15 protein-coding genes are annotated in these 19,954 nt (G+C 55.1%); 7 read left to right on the forward strand and 8 right to left on the reverse strand.

Translation table 11 applies throughout. The features are described 5' to 3' along the window. The first annotated feature begins 261 nt into the window (after positions 1-261). On the forward strand, positions 262-1,653 hold the full coding sequence (locus tag HG66A1_RS06400; protein WP_145181364.1) for an RtcB family protein: 1,392 nt from the start codon (positions 262-264) through the stop codon (positions 1,651-1,653). Positions 1,654-1,722: 69 nt separating this feature from the next. On the opposite strand, the gene HG66A1_RS06405 is transcribed toward HG66A1_RS06400, so the two are convergent. Beyond that, complete coding sequence (locus HG66A1_RS06405; protein WP_145181365.1) at positions 1,723-4,164, reverse strand: glycoside hydrolase family 10 protein; 2,442 nt, start codon at positions 4,162-4,164, stop codon at positions 1,723-1,725. Between the two features lie 245 nt (positions 4,165-4,409). Between HG66A1_RS06405 and HG66A1_RS06410 the strand changes: the two genes are divergently transcribed. Then, entirely contained in the window at positions 4,410-5,951 is a 1,542-nt protein-coding gene (locus HG66A1_RS06410; RefSeq protein WP_197997003.1) for an aspartate:alanine exchanger family transporter, read from the forward strand. A 90-nt stretch (positions 5,952-6,041) separates the two neighbouring features. On the opposite strand, the gene HG66A1_RS06415 is transcribed toward HG66A1_RS06410, so the two are convergent. From HG66A1_RS06415 to HG66A1_RS06425, 3 genes are read right to left on the reverse strand one after another with little or no spacing between them, the layout of a single operon-like run. Next, positions 6,042-7,043 (reverse strand): sialidase family protein, encoded by a 1,002-nt coding sequence (locus tag HG66A1_RS06415; RefSeq protein ID WP_145181367.1) that lies wholly within the window; start codon positions 7,041-7,043, stop codon positions 6,042-6,044. Between the two features lie 30 nt (positions 7,044-7,073). Further along, complete coding sequence (locus tag HG66A1_RS06420; protein WP_145181368.1) at positions 7,074-8,756, reverse strand: M14 family zinc carboxypeptidase; 1,683 nt, start codon at positions 8,754-8,756, stop codon at positions 7,074-7,076. Positions 8,757-8,791: 35 nt separating this feature from the next. Then, positions 8,792-9,952 carry a GntR family transcriptional regulator gene (locus tag HG66A1_RS06425; protein ID WP_145181369.1) on the reverse strand — a complete coding sequence of 387 codons (1,161 nt, stop codon included), beginning with the start codon at positions 9,950-9,952 and terminating at the stop codon, positions 8,792-8,794. 190 nt (positions 9,953-10,142) lie between these two features. Between HG66A1_RS06425 and HG66A1_RS06430 the strand changes: the two genes are divergently transcribed. The 4 genes from HG66A1_RS06430 (at position 10,143) to HG66A1_RS06445 (ending at position 15,478) form a co-directional block, all read left to right on the forward strand. Next, positions 10,143-11,615 (forward strand): hypothetical protein, encoded by a 1,473-nt coding sequence (locus HG66A1_RS06430; RefSeq protein WP_145181370.1) that lies wholly within the window; start codon positions 10,143-10,145, stop codon positions 11,613-11,615. Between the two features lie 189 nt (positions 11,616-11,804). Further along, positions 11,805-12,818, forward strand: a complete 1,014-nt coding sequence (locus HG66A1_RS06435) for a Gfo/Idh/MocA family protein (RefSeq protein WP_145181371.1) — start codon at positions 11,805-11,807, stop codon at positions 12,816-12,818. Positions 12,819-12,846: 28 nt separating this feature from the next. Further along, positions 12,847-13,650, forward strand: a complete 804-nt coding sequence (locus HG66A1_RS06440; RefSeq protein ID WP_145181372.1) for an SDR family NAD(P)-dependent oxidoreductase — start codon at positions 12,847-12,849, stop codon at positions 13,648-13,650. A 112-nt stretch (positions 13,651-13,762) separates the two neighbouring features. Then, a complete protein-coding gene (locus HG66A1_RS06445; protein WP_145181373.1) occupies positions 13,763-15,478 on the forward strand; it encodes a Na/Pi cotransporter family protein in 1,716 nt (571 codons plus the stop codon). A 17-nt stretch (positions 15,479-15,495) separates the two neighbouring features. Here the strand turns inward: HG66A1_RS06445 and HG66A1_RS06450 are convergent, their stop codons facing one another. The 4 genes from HG66A1_RS06450 to HG66A1_RS06465 form a co-directional block, all read right to left on the reverse strand. Further along, on the reverse strand, positions 15,496-15,960 hold the full coding sequence (locus tag HG66A1_RS06450) for an Ig-like domain-containing protein (protein ID WP_145181374.1): 465 nt from the start codon (positions 15,958-15,960) through the stop codon (positions 15,496-15,498). Positions 15,961-16,057: 97 nt separating this feature from the next. Then, positions 16,058-17,083 carry a DUF1559 domain-containing protein gene (locus HG66A1_RS06455; RefSeq protein WP_145181375.1) on the reverse strand — a complete coding sequence of 342 codons (1,026 nt, stop codon included), beginning with the start codon at positions 17,081-17,083 and terminating at the stop codon, positions 16,058-16,060. Positions 17,084-17,140: 57 nt separating this feature from the next. Next, positions 17,141-18,769, reverse strand: coding sequence for a FecR domain-containing protein (locus HG66A1_RS06460; protein WP_145181376.1), 1,629 nt, complete (start codon positions 18,767-18,769; stop codon positions 17,141-17,143). After that, complete coding sequence (locus tag HG66A1_RS06465; protein ID WP_145181377.1) at positions 18,769-19,299, reverse strand: sigma-70 family RNA polymerase sigma factor; 531 nt, start codon at positions 19,297-19,299, stop codon at positions 18,769-18,771. Before HG66A1_RS06465 ends, HG66A1_RS06460 begins: the two co-directional genes overlap by 1 nt. A gap of 214 nt (positions 19,300-19,513) precedes the next feature. Between HG66A1_RS06465 and HG66A1_RS06470 the strand changes: the two genes are divergently transcribed. Further along, a complete protein-coding gene (locus HG66A1_RS06470; RefSeq protein WP_145181378.1) occupies positions 19,514-19,951 on the forward strand; it encodes a GNAT family N-acetyltransferase in 438 nt (145 codons plus the stop codon). Positions 19,952-19,954 lie beyond the last annotated feature (3 nt).

The raw sequence follows: 19,954 nt of genomic DNA on the forward strand, positions 1-19,954 counted from the left end.
CCGGTTCGATCACCCGTTGTGAGTTTTACGCGTGTGCCCGATTGAGTGTTGGCAGAGATGGGACGTTTTTAGGTAGATGCAGAGAAAGAATGATGAAACGCGTCATGCGCGGAGTAACTTTTCGGTTTTTCCCCAGGCGAAGACGGAAACCGGGAACCTTCTTACTACTCCGGTGTCCAGTGAGAACAAATTGGAATAGAATGATCTGTGACCCGAGCGGAAATCGGGTCTGAATGTTTTTTATGTATGAGGAGAAGAGAGATGAACTCTCGACAGTTACTGAAACTGGGTGTTCCACAGTATTGTCTGAAGACGGCCATGACGGCGATTCAGCAGGCCGTCGCGAATGATAATATTCGCGGTAAGGAAGTCAAAGCGCGCATGCAGCAGGTCATCGCTGCGCCTGACAACTATCTGGAAGATGAGGCATTCGGAGCCCTGGCTGCAGAACTGGTTGAAGATAACTCGGAAGAAGTTGTTGAGCCAATCGATTACCAGATCTGGGGTAAGGAGGGCATCGATGAAGGTGCGTTCTCCCAGATGGAACTGGCGTGCCATGTTCCATCGGCTTACGGTGCTGCGCTGATGCCGGATGCACACATCGGTTATGGTCTGCCTATCGGCGGCGTACTGGCACTGGAAAACGCAGTGATTCCATATGCAGTCGGTGTGGATATTGCCTGCCGTATGAAGCTGTCGGTTCTGGATACGGCCGTTGATGCACTGGATGACAAACGTCATCAGTTCATCGATGCGCTGAATCGAGGCACCGTATTTGGCGTGGGTACGGCTCACGAGAAGAAGCAGCATCATGCGGTGATGGATCAGGACTGGACGGTGACGAAAGTGACACGTCAGAACAAAGACAAGGCATGGAAACAGCTGGGATCTTCTGGTTCGGGCAACCACTTTGTTGAGTTCGGTGTCCTGACGATTTCGGAAGATGATGCAGAGCTGGGACTGACTGCAGGTGAATACGTGGCATTGTTGAGTCATAGCGGTAGCCGGGGAACCGGTGCGTCGGTATGCAGCACGTATTCAGCGATTGCGCAGTCGCAACTGCGAAAGCGGCATCAGCACCTGGGACGACTGGCATGGCTGGACATGGATTCGGAAGCCGGCCAGGAATACTGGGCAGCAATGAATCTGATGGGCGACTACGCTGCAGCTAACCATGCTGTGATCCATAAGAACGTGGCGGCTTTGCTGGGAAGCAAGGTGATCTCCGGCGTGGAGAACCACCACAACTTCGCCTGGAAGGAAGAGCACGGCGGCCGGGAGGTCTACGTGCACCGTAAGGGGGCAACTCCAGCGGCAGCAGGCGAGATGGGTGTGATTCCCGGTTCGATGGCCGATCCGGCGTTCGTGGTTCGTGGAAAAGGAAATCCAGCGAGCCTGAACTCGGCATCGCATGGTGCAGGACGCTGCATGTCTCGTAACAAAGCGAAGGATAAGTACCGCTGGAAGGCGGTGAAAAATGATCTGGAGAAGCGAGGCATCACCGTGATCTCAGCGGGAGCTGACGAAGTTCCCGGTGTTTACAAAAACATTAATGAGGTTATGGCCGAGCAGCAGGACCTGGTGGAAATCGTAGCACGCTTCAACCCAAAAGTGGTGAAGATGTGCGGCGACGGAAGCCGGGCCGAAGATTGACTCGCTGTAAAGCAGGAACACAGGCAGGTTGGGGATTTTCCTGGCCTGCCTGTTTTTGTTTGTTCAGAGTTAACGCTTTTTTTGTGCGCGATGCGGAGGAGTCGCCTTCACTTTCCCGGCACTTCGTTTGAAATCGGGGACGACGCTGGAGAGTGTCTGCGGATTGAGGCTGAAGACGGTAAACCCGCCGGTATTTAGTTGTCGGGTTACATCAACCTGTCCCAGAACACGATCGCTGCTGAGAGTTGCCTCTGTTGAGAGTGCACCGATGCCCGGGTAGATGGGAATGCTGCCAGCCAGGAGTTTCTGCTGTTCTTCAATCCAGAGGCGGAACTGTTCGTCACTGGCGGTGTAGTCCATGGGGCAGATGAAGTCGAGATAACCGCGTCTGGCCCAGAGAGGCCAGTCCTGGGCCACCCATTCACGGCAGTCCGGATATTCGCGGAAGACGGCGGCGGAAAGTTTGACGCCGGGGCGGATCTTACGTGCTTTGCGTGATACGGTTTCAACGAGCCGGGTGATCTGGTCGGCACGCCAGTCGCGGTACTGGCTTTTGAGCTTCCCCTTGTAACAGTCGGTAGGCCAGTTGCTGACTTTGATGCCGGTGTCGGCCTCGAATTTCTGACGGCTATAGTCGCTGTAATCGTGGCGATCATTGGGGTAGCGGATGTAATCGAAGTGAATGCCATCCACGGGATACTTTTTAACCACTTCGAGCATGCTGTCGACTTCGAGCTGGAAGTTTTCGGGATGAGCCGGATTGAGCCAGTCGCTGGCTTCGCCGGTCACACTGACCTGGGTCCGACCCGCGTCACGTAACTGTCTGACGAACGACGGCGGTGCGGTCGAGAGATTGTGATTCACTTTCCAGACATGGAGCTCGAGACCATGTTTATGCGCCGCCTTGAGGCACTGTTCGATCTGGTCGCCCTGAGTTTTAAACGTTTCACTGCGGGGAAGAACATCACTGGGGTAGTGGGCCAGACCGCCCCAGAGCATGTTGACGATGAGCATGTTGAAGCCAGCATCGGCAAGCTCTTTACAGGTCCGGTCCCAGTCGCCCGGGTAGGGGCCGGTAGGACTGTGATCCCAGAAGGCACGGGCTTCGCGTGGTGGACTGGCGCGGGTCAGCAGGTAGATTTTGACCCGCTCTTCACGACAGCGCCGGGCAAACGCGATGGCCTGGAACGCTTCTTTTTTCTGCAACAGCTGCTTCGCGCGCACGAGTAATGCGGACGTACGATCCAGATCGCGGGCCGCCAGTACTTTGCTCTGCTGCGGAGTAACCGTCGACACAATGCTGCGGCGGAGTTCATCAAACGAGTGAAAGGGCCCCACCTGTTCCGCCTGCTGAATCGTGCCGGCGGCGATCGCATCCCAGAGTCGGGGCTGGAAGTGGGCCATGAGCGCAGTCAGCAGGGCCTGTTTATTGACAGGGTCGTCTCCCAGAATCAGGTGGCTGAAATAGGCACCCCGCTCGCTGACGATCAGGGCCGGCTTGCCCGTTGGTTTACCTGTGTCATCGTACCACTCGCCTACGATTCGGGCGTTGTGTCCGGTTGGGGTGGCAGTCACCAGGTTCCATGAAGCCTGTTTGACCTCCGCAGGGAGACCCAGGATACCGGCGTCCTGCAGGTGGATCGAGGCCAGCCCACCCGGACTGTCCGGTTTGAAATAGCTGCCTTTTTTGATGCCCAGATTCTTTTCCAGGGCGGTCGGAATGTTGAAGTTCAGATAAACCTTACCGCCCCGTTCCATGAACTGATTCAGTACCCCACAGGCCTGGGATGAAATACGGGGATTAAACGGCAGAATTGCGATGGAACGTGAGCCGAGCGTGTTCAGCGAGAGTTCGCTTTCACTGATGCGGTCACAACCGATCCCGGAGGTCTCGAGAAACGTTTCGATACGGTCGGCGGCAGCGAAGGTGTCCTTCTCTTTCTGTTTCTGGCTGAGGTCGGGGACGACAATCGTCACGTCGCCGGTGATGGCTTTCAGGTTACGGAATTGGAAGTGCGTGTCGGGTTCGCTGTCGGATTCCCGCCAGACGACCAGTCGAACGGTTTCGATTTTATCCCAGCCGCGCGGATTGTCTTCGCCGCGAAAATCACCTTTAGGGAAACGGAGTGTCTGCCAGTCAGCCCCCTTGATACGGGCAGAGGTCGAATACCAGCCGGGGCCACTTTTGAAATAAATGCTGACCTGATGGTTGCTGTCGGGCGAAGCGGGTTTGACGTCAATCGTAAACAGCCCGGGGGCGGTCAGGCTCTGGTTGAGTTGTTTGTCGATCCCGGCCCGGGGAATGTCGCGGTTGGATTGAAAGGGGGCCGAGAGGAGCAGGACATTCTGGCTACCTGATTTCTGCATCGCCAGGGGGAGCGTTCCCTTGAGTTCGGTCCACGCCTGTCGGGCCGCGGACGACGTTGTATAATTGAAGTCGTCCAGCACAGTTTCTGTGCCTGTGGTGAAGCTGAGAGCAAGAGACAGGATGTAAGGCAGCTGATAGATCATAGCAAATCAATAGATGGGTATAAGTGAGTGATCGAGAACGCAAAATTCTGTTTAAGTTGTATCGGGTTCGGGAAATGCTGACAAGATTTCCTCTGGAAACGAGGGAGATCCTGGTATTTATCAGTGATATTTAATGAATACGTAGAACTGGGATCGTCTGTTGACTATAGTGCGGGCATTCAATTAGCGCTCCGGAGGCCAGGGAAAGGTGCAGAGCCATCGAAGAGATTGTCGTTTTATTTGCTGTGATCGGTTGCGGTCTGATACTGGGAAAAATTGCGGTCCGTGGAATTTCGCTGGGAAGTTCGGGAGTGATCTTTGCTGGTCTGCTGGCAGGGCACTGGGGTTACCAGGTTGCGCCCGAGGCGGGGCTGGCGGGGGTTGTGCTGTTCATCTACTGTCTGGGTATCGGCGCAGGGCCCAGTTTTCTGCAGATGTTTCTGAATCGTGGCAAAGCGCTGGCGCTGCTGGCCGGAGTCATGATGAGTGCGGCTCTGCTGGCCGTCTTGCTCATGGGGCGGCTCTTTAAGTTGAGTCCCGATCTGGCGAGCGGCCTGTTTGCGGGGGCCCTGACGAGTACGCCGGCGCTCGCAGCGGCGACAGAGAAGCTGCCCGCTGGTTCGGATGTCGCGGTTGGATTCGGAATCGCCTACCCCTTTGGCGTGATCGGGGTGATTCTCTTCATTCAGATTCTGCCCCGCTGGTTTCCCGGCGGAATTGAACACGCCCTGAACGAATCGACTGCGGCTCGCGGCGACATCATTCGCGAAGTGGTCGAAGTCCAGAACAGAAATCTGGTGGGGAAGCGACTGCGGGATGTGACCATTCTGGCGAAATCGAACTGCCAGGTCTCACGCTTGATCGTGGAGGGGCAGCCGCGACCGATTCCGAAAGAGTTTCAACTGGAACTGGGACAACTCTTGCTGGTCATCGGCCGAACAGGGCAGATTGAGACTGTGATTGAAGCGTTGGGAACCCGTTGTCCCGACGCGCAATACGTACTCGATGTAGAGCGGCAGCGTCGTAATATTGTGATTACATCTAAAGAAGTCGTGGGACGCACGCTCAAGGATCTGCATTTTCGGTCCCGCTTTGGTGTGACCATTGCCCGTATTACCCGTCAGAATATCGAGTTCGTTCCCGGTTCAGAGCAGACACTGCATTACGGAGATATACTGCGTGCGGTGGGTGAGCCAGAGGACCTGGAACGTTTTGCGACGGCCGTTGGTCACCGGGCTCGCACCGCGGATGAAACGGATCTGATCATCCTGGCGGGAGGGCTGATTCTGGGAATGATCCTGGGGCGGCTGAGTCTGTCGCTGGGAGGTCAGTCGTTTTCCCTGGGAATGGCGGGAGGACCGTTGCTGGTCGGGCTGCTGCTGGGGCACTTCGGCCAGTTTGGTGGTCTCTCAGTACGTATGCCGCGCGCAGGCCGGTTGTTGCTGGGTGAACTCGGACTGACTGTCTTTCTGGCGCAGGCAGGTTGTCAGGCGGGGGGTAATTTTGTGGAAGTGGTTCGGGCGAACGGGTTGACGATGTGCCTGGCTGCAGCGGTGGTGGTTGTGGTGCCACTCTTGTCCGGGTTTCTCGCGGCGCGGTACTGGCTACGTCTGAATCTGCTGGAGACAGCCGGGGGCCTGTGTGGCGCGATGACATCCACGCCCGGTCTGGGAGCGGTCACCTCTGCCATTGATTCGAGTGTGCCGGCGACGAGTTATGCAACCGTCTATCCGGTGGCCCTGGTGCTCGTAACACTGCTGGCACCGATTTTGATTGCGTTGTTGTAGTATTGCTCGGTGAGTGCAAATAAAAACGGGAGCAGTGAATCTGGTTCATGCTCCCGTTTCGTTTGCAGGCCACAGTCATTTTAACATCAACTATTTATAACTGACTTTGGCAAAATAGATGGATGTTTTGCCTTCGTGGCTGGAATAGTAGCTCACGTTCAGCAGGCCATCATGCAGGACCATGTTCGCGTAGCTGGTGTCACCGCCACTGGGGAGCGCGAGCAGTTCGGTGAGCTTGCCGTTTTCCACGTCGAGCTGGCAAATTGATGTCCGCACTTTGGGGGAGTAGAGACGTACGGTGGCCAGGAAGCGACCATCGGGCAACTGGAACAGTTCCGGTCCGCCGATCTTGATTCCCAGGTCCTTCCATTCCCATTTCGTGTAGGGGGGCTTTGAAATACCGAGCAGGCCGGTGGCACCTTTACCGTCCCGTCTGAGCAGGCAGTAGCAGGTGTTGTCTTTGGTGAAGACCAGGGAGCTTTCGTTGGAGTATCCCTCGTCAATCAGCTTGTCGACAACGGTTTCAAAATTCTTGCCATCACTGCTTTTGTAGAGGCGAGTGAAGCGAGGACCTTCTTTACCGGTGTGATAACCGATACTGTAGACATCTCCATCGTGCCACTTATTGCCCCAGAGCCAGAGGTTGGGATCGCCGATGGTATGAGCTTTGGACCAGTGCTTGCCGTCATCGGAGAACCAGGACATCGACTGATGCCGATAGGGAGCAGGCTGGTGCAGGGCCCCGGCACCGCTGAGCATGAGCTGCCCCTCGGGAGTGACGCTGATTTTCGCATCGCGGAGGTCAGCAGTCTCGGAGGTAACGCGGGCGACCGGCGTCCAGTCCTTACCATCTTCGGATTCGAGGACCTGCAGGGCACCGTCGGGGGAGACATGTGCTTTCCCCGTGCGGAACACGCAGTACCATTTGTCTTTGAAGCGGGTCAGTCCGGTGAAGGCGTTGTGTGGGTCTTTGTCCCAGATTTTCTGGACACTTTCCAGCTTCAGTTGAACCGGTTTGTCGTTGGCCTGTAGTGGCGCTGCCAGACAGAGCAGGACCAGGCAGGCGACGCAGAGGAGCGAGGCGTTTTTCATGAGGTCTTCCTTTGGGTTGTGAAGGTCGATTTATTTTTCCGATTGAATGCGGTCCAGGACCGGGGCAGGAGGCTTCCAGCCATAGGTTCTGGTTTCCCGCGGGTGATACAGGCAGGTGACAAGGTACAGTTCAGTTTTACTGGATTTTTCCGGAGGCACATTGATCTGCACATGCGTGAAACCGGCCCCGGGCCAGGAGACATAGCCATCTGTTTCGCTTTTTTCCAGCAGGTGTCCGTTGAGTCTGATGTCGACGAGTTCCGGGCGTTGATAAGGGAGGCGGAGTTGAAACGAAATGCCCTGCTGAATGGGCGGTTCTTCCGGTTCTGGCGCACGTCCTTTGCTGACGGCGATTTTGATTTCCGGTCCCGCGTTGATGATTGACTTGAGTGAGCTCTGGTCGATCCCGGGTACATCCTTGATGTTGTCGAGGAGTTCGGTGATGTCGGCAGAGAGTAGCTCTGCTGCTTTCTGGGAGGTGGCGACGAAATAGGTTTCCCGGCCGGCGGTCTGCGGATAGAGAACGGCCTGGGAGAAGCGGGGCTGTTGTTTCCAGAGTTCGACTCGGCTCTGGCGACGGGCCTGGGCGGTGGGACCCCAGGCACTGACGAAGTGGCCGATATAACTGTTGACGCGATTGACAGGGTAGCCAGGGTGGTAATCTTCGTCCCAGCGCTGGTTGCCGATCTGCATCAGGCCTTGCAGCCGCGCCAGGCCGCTTTGTTCCCAGCCGACTTCAAATGCCATCAGCATGGTGTGATAGTGGGCATAGCCGTAATGCGCGGTGTAGAACTGGGGACGTCCCAGCCAGAGTCGATTGGATATAGCCGTCAGGGAAGTGCCCCAGAAGAGACGCTGGGCGTCCGCTTCGAAGCGATCGTAACCGTAACCTGCAGCTTCGCCCGCCTGGTTGATGGCTTCGGTGATCCGCCAGTCCCAGGGGCGGAGCGACATATTCGAATAAGCAGAGCCGGTGACTTCAAACATCGTCTGACCGCGGTAGCGCTCTCGGGAACCCAGTTGTTCGGGGCTGTATTCCTGCAGGCCGGTCCCGTGCACATCGACATGGACATCAGGCTTGAACTGATCGACGACGGACAGGATCGCCATCACTTCCGGCGATTTTTCCGGCAGCTTGAACTGCAGGGTTTTGAGATCCCAGTTAGCGGTGCCACCCCCGGTGTAGGGGTCGATTTTCTGGGAATTGCCAAAGCGATCCGTTTCGAAGTAAGCGTACGGGTTGATGATGGGGATGATCAGCAGCAGTTGATTCTGTCTGGTGCGCACGGCTTCTGGATCATCGCTGAGCATCCATTCCACGAAGTGCATCACTGCAGTGGTGCCGCTGCGTTCGGGGCCGCCATGCAGGGCGGTCACCAGGCAGATCTGTTTCTGTTTCAGGTCGGTTTTGGAGTCGGTAATTTTCAGCATGGGGAGCGGAATGCCTTCGAGTGTCACGCCGATCCGATCGACCTGAACCAGGTCGGGATGAGTTTCCTCCCAGTATTTCAGCGTTTCCGTGTATTCCTTGAGTGTCAGGCGATGCAGCTTCTCCTGCCAGGGTTGCGGGAGCCCGGCGAGTTTCTGCTCCAGTGTGGGGGCTTCCTGGGCTTTCAGTTGAGGGGGTTGCCAGGTAAGCAAGCAGAGCAGACAGAGTGCGAACCACAGGGGAGTGGTCACTGGAATACGCGGGGAGAACAGTCTGGCAGGCATGGTTGAGGCCTCGTCGGGGCGAAGTTGGGGAATCGTTATTGAGCTGGGGGTGGTCCCAGTGTCTGTCCGGCGCTGGTGTTAATGGGCATGGGAAAGACTTCCGCAGAATCGATGGGAAGTTCTCCCTGTTTCATCTGGGTCAGTAATTCAGCTGCTTTTCTGCCGATGGCAACTTCATCGACGGTGATCGAAGAGAGTCGGCTCTGGATTGCGCCGTGACGGACCGTGCCACCGAATCCGAGCAGGGAGACATCTTCCGGAACGCGTTTTCCGAGTTTGCCGAGCAGCAGATAAATCAGCTCGGCCAGTGAATCGAAGGTGGCGAAGATCGCCGTGGGCGGATCGGGACGCTGAAACATGGTTTCCAGGGTGTTGAGCAGATCCGGTTCATAGTCAATCGGATGGAGCTGCGAACTGGGTCCGTGAAAGATGAACGGTTCCGGACAAGAATCGGGGCTGGCAGCCAGGGCTTCGCGGAGTCCGGTTTCGTATTCAATCGAAGCCGTGGCGCGGTGGGGGGAAAACAGGGCGATCGAACGGTGTCCCTGTTCCAGCAGTGTCTGTCCTGCCAGCAGGCCGACTTTACGGAAGGGGATGGAAAGCAGGGGGGCCTGAATGCCTTCGACATCCCGGTGACAGAAGACAACGGGAATGCCATGCTGTTGCAGTTGTCGCACCTGGTACGCGGGAGTCGGCGGAACGGTCGCGGGGACCAGTGCCACACCGGCGACGTGTTTGTCGATGAGTTGCAGGATCGTATTGCCCTGCATGTCGACTTTGTTTTCCGTGCAGCAGACGAGCACCTGATTCTGGGTGAGGGCGGCTGCCTGTTCGAAACTCCGCTGCAATGACGGATAAAAGCCGGTACGAACTTCAGGGAGTACGAAAGCGAAAATATCGAGCTGCTGTTTAATGGGGATCGGCGGTTTCGTACTGACGAACGAACCTTTGCCGTGAATGCGGTTGATCCAGCCCTGTTCTTCGAGCAGTTGCATCGCATTGCGGACGGTGGTCCGTGCCAACTGGTGCGTTTCACAGAGCTGGTGTTCCGAGGGCAGGGCGGCTCCGGGCTTGAGTTCGCCCTGCGTAATCTGCTCCATGAGCTGTTCCACCAACTGCAGGTATTTCGGGCGCTGCTTGCCGGGGAGCGAGGTCGCAGGGCTGGTCTGTTGTGAATCCGGGGCACGTGCTGTCATGGCCGCGAGAATTTCTCAGATCAGGGTTGAAAAAAGCAGAGTTTGACGTTACTTGTATTTAAATATGATACAAGTTGTTTGTGTGGTGTCAACAATGCATTCGCTCAGAATGTCAATAATCTGAATTGGTGCCAGACAGAAATGCTTTTCTAAAGATACAAGATGTCTTTTCAGGAGACGGGAGATTCACATGAGACCACTGCTGCTGTTCATGCTGTTTATTGTGGGAAGTCTGAATGTTGTCGGCCTGCAGGCAGGCGAGCCAAAGCCGCTCCAGATCGGGGATCACCGCGAGCTGTTTGTGGATGATTACCTGATCGGCAAAATGAAAAACGTGAGTCTGCGGCTGCATCAGCCTGTTGATGAAGGCGTCGTTCTGAAATTCGATAAGCCATGGGAAGGACTGTTTTGCGGATACTGCACGATCATTAAAGATGGCGACCTGTATCGCGCTTACTATCGGGGACGTCCCCAGGCGGGAGCGGACGGCGACACCGGAGAAGTCTACTGCTATGCGGAATCGAAGGATGGGATTCACTGGACCAAGCCCGAACTTTCTCTGTTCGAAAAGCAGGGTTTCAAAAAGAACAATATCATCCTGGCCGACGCGGCTCCGATGACGCATAACCTCAGCCCGTTCCTGGATACACGCCCGGGAGTTCCTGAGTCGGAACGCTACAAGGCGCTGGGCGGAACGATGAAAAGCGGCCTGGTCGCGTTCACTTCGCCAGATGGGATTCACTGGAAACAGCATCCTGCGGGGACCGTGATCTCCAAAGAGATGGTGCCGTTTCCTTATATGTTTGATTCTCAGAATGTCGCATTCTGGTCCCCGGTTGAGAAAAAATACATCAGCTACTTCCGGGTCTTCAAAGATAAACTCCGTCGGATTGCCCGGACTGAGAGTGACGATTTCATTCACTGGTCCGAACCGGTGCTGATGGAATACACGCATCGGGGTGACAAATCACCGATCGAACATCTCTATACCAACCAGACACATCCCTACTTCCGGGCACCTCATATTTATCTGGCTGTCGCGGCCCGCTTCATGCCCGGGCGGCAGGTACTGACCGATGAGCAGGCAGAAAAAATTGGCGTACATCCCCGCTACTTCAAAGATACATCCGATGCGATTCTGATGACCACCCGCGGCGGTAACATGTATGATCGCACTTTTCTGAGTGGATTCATCACCGGGGGCATCGGCGCGCAGAACTGGGTGTCGCGGACGAACTATCCTGCATTGAACGTGGTTCAGACCGGACCGGCAGAGATGTCGGTGTATGTGAATCAGGATTATGCGCAGCCAACCGCCCATTTGCGTCGCTATTCGCTGCGTCTGGATGGTTTTGCTTCCGTACGGGCCGACTATGCCGGCGGGGAATTAGTGACGAAGCCGCTAATCTTTGATGGTTCTGAACTGTCGATTAACTTTTCGACATCTGCAGCGGGGGGCATCAAAGTCGAGATCCAGGATGAAAACGGTAAGCCAATTCCCGGTTTCACTCTCGCTGATGCACGTGAGCAGATCGGAAACGAGATCAATCGGATCGTCACCTGGAAAGGGGGCTCCGATGTCTCTGCACTCAGTGGCAAACCGGTACGCCTGAAGTTTGTGATGAAAGATGCCGATCTGTATTCACTGCAGTTCGTGAAATAATGTAACTTCACTTGCGATTCGCTCAGGAAGGTCGACCGGGTTCTCTCGTCGACTTTCCTGATTTTTCACTTGAGATTCATTGCCCGGTTCGCTGACTGTCTTATGATACAGGTAGAGCTGCCCCCAATCGAATTCTGAGTTTCTGCGAAATGCGCTTGCTCCCACCCTCTGGTTCCTGAGAAGTAAATCATGAAAGAGCGTAGACGATTACTGGTAGTCGGAGTCGGTTCAATTGGAGAACGGCATCTGCGCTGTTTCCAGGCGACGGACCGTGTCGATATCTCGATTTGTGAACTGAACGCCGACCTGCGTCAGCAGGTCGCCGAGCGATATTCTGTGAAAACTCAGTATGCGGATCTGGACTCGGCACTGGCGGAGCCACATGACTTTGCGGTCATCGCGACTCCAGCACACCTGCATATTCAAATGGCGCAACGGGTCGTTGAAGCGGGTTTGGACGTGTTCATCGAAAAGCCCCTGAGCACGTCGGTGGACGGTGTGGCCGATCTGCAGAAACTGCTGAAAGAGAAACAGAAAAAAGCGGGAATCGCGTATGTCTATCGCGCTCATCCCGCGCTGGCCGCGATGAAGGCGGATCTGGATACGGGCCGCTATGGCAAACCGGTAGAACTGGTTGTCGTTTCCGGTCAGAACTTTCCCACCTATCGGCCCGCGTATCGCGACATCTATTACAAGTCGCGCGCGACCGGCGGAGGGGCGGTGCAGGATGCGTTAACGCATTCGATGAATGCCGGCGAGTACCTGGTGGGGCCGGTGAAAGCCCTGGTGGCGGACTACGCACATCAGGTGCTGGAAGGTGTGGACGTGGAAGACACCGTACACGTAATTACCCGCCAGGGAAGTGTGCTGGGCAACTTCAGTCTGAATCAGCATCAACCGGCCAATGAATCGAGTATTACTGTGATCTGCGAACGGGGCATGCTCCGATTTGAGTATCAGAAAAGCTGGTACCGCCACGTCACTGAGCCGGAGGGGGAGTGGGTCGTCGGTTACCAGGAAACGCTGGAACGGGACACACTCTTTTCGCGACAGGCGAGTGCCTTTCTCGATTATCTCGATGATTTCTGTCCGCCGCTCTGTTCGCTGGAAGAAGGACTGCAGACGCTTGCGGTCAATCTTTCGATTCTGGAATCTGTCGAACAGCGTGCCTGGGTCGAACCGGCGCACTACCTTACCCATTGAGTTTTTCTACCTGAAAACAGGATTCGTTATGCAACCAAGTGATGAACCCACGATACAGCAGCTGTTTGATCTTACCGGCAAGACGATTTTAATCTCCGGTGCGAGTGGTTACCTCGGAGGTGCGATGTCGCGGGGACTGGCCGAAGCCGGGGCACGGCTGGTGGTCAGCAGCCGCAGCCAGGAACGGGCTGAGCAGACGGCTTCGGAACTACCCGATCCTAACGGCGTGGGGCATCTGGGGGTCGCGCTGGATCATATGGAAGCCGATTCGATTGAAGAGGGGTTTGCAGCAGCTCTGGAAGCAGCCGGCGAGATCGATGTGCTGGTGAATAACGGCAATGATCCAGTGGGAGAAGACTGGCGAAATGTCACCGCAGATGCGTTTAACCGTCACCTGCAGAATGCGACCGGCTATTTTCTGCTGGCCCGCAAACTGCGTGATCACCTCGTCGCGCGCGAGGCCCGGGGGAGCGTGATCATGATCGGTTCGATGTATGGCGTGGTCGGCTCTTATCCTGAAGCGTACGAGGGGATCTGTGCAGCCAGTCCCGTGGCTTATCACACGATGAAGGGAGGACTGATCCATCAGACGCGGCATCTGTCGGTCTACTGGGCCAAAGATGGCGTGCGGGTCAACTGTCTGAGTCCGGGACCGTTTCCTTCCGAGAAAGCACCTGCGGGGCTGGCAGAGCGCTTGAGCGAGCACAGTCCGATGGGCCGCATGGGATCACCGGCCGAACTGAAGGGAGCAGTTGTCTTCCTGGCGAGCGAGGCGAGCAGTTATATCACAGGCCAGAACCTGCTGGTCGATGGTGGCTGGACCGCCTGGTAGACGGAAAACAGCCTCGATCTGATCGTGTTTTGTGATAGAATAACTGATTCAAATGAACTGGAATCAGCTGAGTCTGAATAACGCGCTTTGATTGGGCACCGCCGGACGATCTATGGGATTAGAGATTCTCAACGCACTTGGAGGCCTGGGGCTGTTCCTGCTGGGGATGGTCATCCTGACCAACGGCCTGAAGGAACTGGCGGGGGATACCATCCGCCGGTTGATCGCGAAATTCACAAAGAACATGCCCAGCGGAATCGCTACCGGAGCGATCGTCACGGCTGTGCTGCAATCCTCAAGTGCTACTACGGTGACCGCGGTGGGTTTCGCAAGTGCGGGGCTGCTTTCTTTATCACAGTCGCTGGGGATCATCTTTGGTGCCAACCTGGGTACAACGATGACGGGCTGGATCGTGGCGGTCTTTGGTTTCAAATTGAAGCTGGGACAGATCGCTTTTCCCCTGATTCTGGTCGGCACTCTGATGTACATGTTTGCCCGCAAGCGGGTGGGGATGATCGGTTTCGCGTTGGCTGGCTTTGGTCTGATCTTTGTCGGCATTGATAACATGCAGGCCGGGATGTCGGGACTGACAGATACGGTTACGCCGAAATCGTTTCCCACAGATGACTGGCTGGGGCGTATCCTGTTGATTTTGATCGGCATGGGAGTCTCCATGGTCACGCAGTCGTCCAGCGCGGGAATGGCGATGGCAATTACCGCCGTGCATACCGGTACGATTTCGCTGACGCAGGGAGTCGCGATGGTGGTCGGTTTTGATATGGGGACGACCGTCACCGCGGTGATCGCCACACTGGGAGGTTCCGTGACGGCGCGACGAACCGCATTTGCGCATGTTCTCTTTAATACAACGACCGCCTGTGTGGCTTATTTTCTGGTACCACTCTACATGTGGGTCTGGCAATCTTATGTGAACCAGGGGGATCGTTTTTCCCCGGAAATCGGACTGGCCCTGTTTCACAGCCTGTTTAATCTGCTGGGGATCCTGATGCTGGCTCCGTTATCCAGCCAGGTGATTCGCGTTCTCTGCTGGCTGGTGCCTGATGCGGTGAACGACCAGGTGGAGCGTTTGGAGGAGTCATTCATCCAGACGCCTAACGTGGCGATTGAAGCGTCGCGCTCGACATTGACCGAAGTCTTTCAGGATGTACTGCACCTGTTTCACGGGTTGTTTACAAATAAGGCAGACCGGGCTGATATTTCCTCGATGATGGAACAGACACATGAGACCTTGACGATTACGGAAGATTACCTGAGGCGGGTCAACGTGTCGAAATCGGATCCGCAGACCTTGCGTTGTTACCAGGAAGTCGTGCTGGCACTGGACCACATCAGACGCCTGACAAGGCGCTTCAAGGAAATCGAGCGGTTGGATGCGGCTGCTGATGTGGAAGATCTGCAAAAGGTCGTAACACGGTTGACGAAACTGTTAGATGACACAGAAATCGCCTTCGAGGATCGTAGCGAACTGATGGACGAGCAGCCGCTGGAAGACTGTGCGCGCGAACTGGATCAGGACCAGGAATCGGTCCGACGCCGGTTTACCGAGGCCGCGTCCCGATCGGGGGATGATTTTGAATATGTACTCAATCAGTTGGACGCTTATCGCTGGCTGTATCGCATCAGTTACCATCTCTGGCGAACGGTGCATCACCTGCAGAGTGCGCGGATCATCAATGGTCAATCGGATGTAGAACCTGCAGAAATTAATAATACGAAAGCCGTAGATTCCCGATCTGATGATGAGGGGCAAGGAAGCGAAGATAAAAAAACGTCCCTGCAAATCGACAGCAGGGACGAAGTGGAATGATGGCTTAGTGACCGGAATCATTCCTTATCGAGATGAAATGTGAATTTATTTTCCTGCCCGGGAGTGACACTGGCGGTCAGTCCTGATTTGGCTGGATCCGCATATCTCTCGGGAATCAATGAGACTTCCTGGATGACCACATTGGCCTCATCCAGATTGGCCCCCTCCGGTGGACCTTCGGTTCTGGAGCAGACCACAGTGACCTTGTGTTCGCCAGCGATGGCACCGTCTCCGTCTGTGAAAGTGCGCAGCTGGAATTCGCCATTTTCATCAGTGCGACCTACTGCGGCCTGTGGTTCGCCCCCCGTGGATTGAAAAACAACGGTTGCTTCGGGCAGTGGTTTACCATCGAAGGTGACGATGCCGGACGCGGGAAAGGTGTCGGGACGCTGTTCGGTCCATTTGTCTTCACTGGACCCAGAGCAGGACATCATCAAAACGGGCATGGAAAGTAACAGGAGCGGCATAGCAGAGTAACGCATTGAGTATTTATCCTTCAGACCTGAATTGATTCGAAGCAGGAGGGGAGAAACCGGAGCAGGTTCCTCCCCTGTTAACAGTTCGACAAAAGTAGAGTTATTAGAATTCCCCTACCGTTTCTCCTCCGTTCTTGGAGCCCAGTGCGCCCCAGATGCCATAGGGGCTTTTACCTGAAGTGACCTGCGATGCAGCTATATTACCGGTGTCGATGTTCTCGCTGATAAAGCGGACCGCGCCATCTCCCATCAATAAGTGCACGCCCCCTACATGTCTGCTGGAGGGAGGTAAGATTCCCGATGTTGTCTGTCCATTACAGACCGGCGAATTGGGAGGCAGGATGGTGTTAAAGTTGATGTAGCCTGCACGTCCATCAGTCCAGCGTGTTCCCAGGGAGCGGTTCCGGTCCAGCAGTCCAGTGGTAAAAGCACCATTCACAAAACTGGCCCGGCACGCAGATGGGTTTGTGGTGTTGCTGGTGGAGTTGGTGCCGAACGTGTTGGCCGGTGTCAGGGAGCCCGCTCCGGGGGGACGCACACATTCTGAGACCATAGCTGTGTTGCTGGTGCCGTCGATGATATCCCGCATGCGAACACTGGTCCGGAAACCAAATACGCCCCGCAGAGCACCGGATGAGTTCGTTTCGAGATTGCTGTACTGGTCGCCTACTGAGAACAGGTAATTATGTTGACCCAATGTGGTGATGTCACCAGTGTCGACGTCGGACGGGCACATGATAATAGCCAGTTTGGTTTTGTAAGCTGAAAACCCTGTGTTCCAGACATAGGACGTCGATCCCAGGTTACCTGTGATCTGTTCGTAGAGTGGGGCTTGGTCCAGGTAGGGAAGTAAAGGGACGTAAGTGCTGAAGCGGGAGTCCGGCCCACAGGTCGTGCAGGTGCTTTGATAGGGACCGATTCGGCTGGCGGGAAACATACCGTGGGTGGAATGGTAATTGTGTAGCGCCAATCCCATCTGCTTGAGATTATTTTTGCAGGTGCTGCGTCGAGCAGCCTCACGTGCCTGCTGGACTGCGGGCAGGAGCAGTGCGATTAAAATAGCAATAATGGCGATGACGACCAGCAGCTCAATGAGCGTAAAGCCGCGTTGGGATTTTGATGGTTTCATTTGATTCCTGCTTCGATAAAAAAAATAAAAAGGCCAGGCGAGAACCGTTCTCGACCGTTATGGATCTGCGATCAACGCTGGTTGTGCCTGCGAATTTGAGAAGCGGTCGGGGATGCCTCGAATAAACCGTACGTCGGCAATCTCGCCTCCCCAGTGCCGGGAGATGTCGGAAAGCGTGGAGCCTCCCACCGCCAGAACTCCCCCCGGTGAGAGAGGCAGAATGTCTTTAATATTGGTAAATGTCTGCTGCAAATCGGGGGTTGAAGAAAATTCAGGGGTGCGGGTATACGTCACAATGCTGTCGTTCGGAGCTGCGGTGTTGGCATCGTAGGTGAAGACAATCCGGTACCAGCGATCTTGATCCCAGCGAATATTCTGATTGGTTTGCCAGGAATGATATTGGTTCGCCGCATCCAGAAAACCGAAGCCCAGTCTGCCTGAGTTGCTGTCGGAGTACAGGTTCAATTGAGAGGTGCTGTGCAGTCGGGTATTACGATAATGAAACAGTGTGTCGGAGTCCCCCTGGCGATCACGGCTGGGGTTGCGTGCCCAGAGCGTGATTGTGAATCGCTTGAGATCGAATAGTTCTGCTTCGGTGGTATTCAGCGTCCGAAACAGTTTATGTAACTGTGATCGAAACGGTCCGGCTGCAGTTGAAGAATTATGTGGCGCCGGTTTGCTTGTAAAGGGAGAATGTCCTGTTTCAGCCATGACATTCAGATCCAGTTGGTGATCTCCCGAGTCGCGTGCCGTGACGGATGATTCTGGTTCGTTGAGTTTCCAGTGGGCAACGATCCGGGGTTCGTTTCTGGCCAGGTTCTGTACGAAGATTTCGGGTGAAGCTTCAATTCGGGTGATCGTTTTCGATTCAGGTTGTACCCGAACAGCTGTGTTTTCGGTCAGATCCTGCGTCTCTGTGATTTCACGAGCTGTGTCAAGCAGATTAAACCGGACAAGTCCCTGGATAACATGCACCTCGGTTTCATGGGACGGATTGACGACCAGGCCGAAACGTGTTCCCAGGTCAATGACGCGCGAAGTGGGAGTTTCGATGGTGAGGCCTCGGGCAGCGGGAGGTACATGTGCAAACAGATGGCCCTGGTTTAAACGGAACTGATCAGAGCCGATTGCATTCAGCCGAGCAGGTCCTTTGAGAACGATCCGGGCGCCGGAAACCGTTTCCAGTTCGACAAGACCTTGCTCCAGGTGGAGCTGATCTCCGGTGCGCAGGCGTTGATTTTGTAGCCAGTTTCGCTTGCCTGTCGCCCAGTGTGCCTCCTGGAGCCGGATGATTTGTGCCTGATAGGCCGGAGGGTTCTGGCGATTCGCTTGGGAATAAACCAGGTAGCCAACTCCCAGCAGGCAAAATGCGAAAAGCGTGGCTGAGCTGAGCAGGAGTGCCCATCTCCGGTTTCCCTGTTTTTCCGGGAGGTAGTCGGGGATCGTGCGCAATTCTCCAGAGGGGAGCGGATCGTAAGTTGTCGATCGCCCCAGCGGACCAGGATCGACAATGCCTTCCCATTCCAGATTGGCACACATGCCCGCATACTGCACGAATAAGTCGCGGGCAGCGTCGTGGCTGAGCACCATTTTTTCCAGCCTTGCGGCCTGTCGCGGATTGAGTGAACCGTACTGGTATTCCCAGCAGAGGTGCATCAATTCTTCCTGTTCCTGGGGAGACAGCATCAGAACAGATCTCCTGAATTCAGGCGACGCTGAATGCAGCTCAAAAGCAGCTCATGCGCGCGACGCATAATTTTATAAATTGCATTAGGAGTGCGTTTCAGCTCCCGGGCCACCGAGATGGGGCTGGCATCGGGTTCGTAGATTTTCTCCAGCACTTCCCGCTGTCGATCGGTCAATAGTTCAAAGCAGACTGATAACGCTGCCTGCTGCTGATCCAGTTCATCAATGGAGACCATGGCACTTTCCGCGACCCGGTTATAGAATTCATCAGAGAAAATATGTCGTTCCAGATTTTGACGCCGACGATAATTCAGGACTTCATATCGAACAATCTGACAACTCCAGGCCCAGAAATTGGACCCGGTTTCAAACGTATCAAACCTGGCCCAGAGTACGGTGCACGTATTCTGATAGATCTCTTCGGCATCAGTTCGATTATCTACCAGCGATCTGATGAACCGGTAGATTCTCTGGCTGTGCCGGGAGAACAGCATGATGAATTCAGTTGTGCGGTCGGTTACTACCGCCATGGAAAGTACCTCTCACTGGAACGCGACGAGAGAAGTTTTGGGGAACCCCTAGTGAATACAGCGTGAGGGGGCCAAAATTAGCCGCGGAAAATTGATTTTTTTGTGGTTTTCTGTCAATTTGATCATCAACGGTACATTGATCTCGGGCATTTTTAATAATCGTGTTATCTATCTTCAGGATTCATAGTGACTTACGAACAGCTGAGACAGAGACATGCAATTTAGAGAAATATCCTGGCAGTCCGACGAATATCAACAGGCTTGCGAACTCAGAAATACAATTTTACGTCGCCCTCTCGGAATGAATCTGTTACAGGAAGATCTCTCCGGTGAAACGGAATACTTGCATTTCGGAATGTTTGAATCGGATCGGCTGGTCGCTTGTGTGCTCGCGGTGCCTCTCGGTTCGGGGCGGGCGAAGCTGAGGCAGATGGCGGTGTCGGGTGAGTGTCAGGGGCAGGGGATTGGTCGGCGTTTGATTCAGTCGGTAGAAGATTGTCTGGTACAGCAAGGGTTCCAGGTTGTGGAGCTCGATGCCCGGCGGGAGGCGGTTGGCTTTTATGAGAAACTGGGCTACGTCTCGCAGGGGGATGAGTTCATCTCAGTGACGATTCCGCATCAACGCATGACGAAAGTGATTGCTGCTGACTGATGC

Source organism: Gimesia chilikensis, from assembly GCF_007744075.1.
Taxonomy (GTDB): domain Bacteria; phylum Planctomycetota; class Planctomycetia; order Planctomycetales; family Planctomycetaceae; genus Gimesia; species Gimesia chilikensis_A.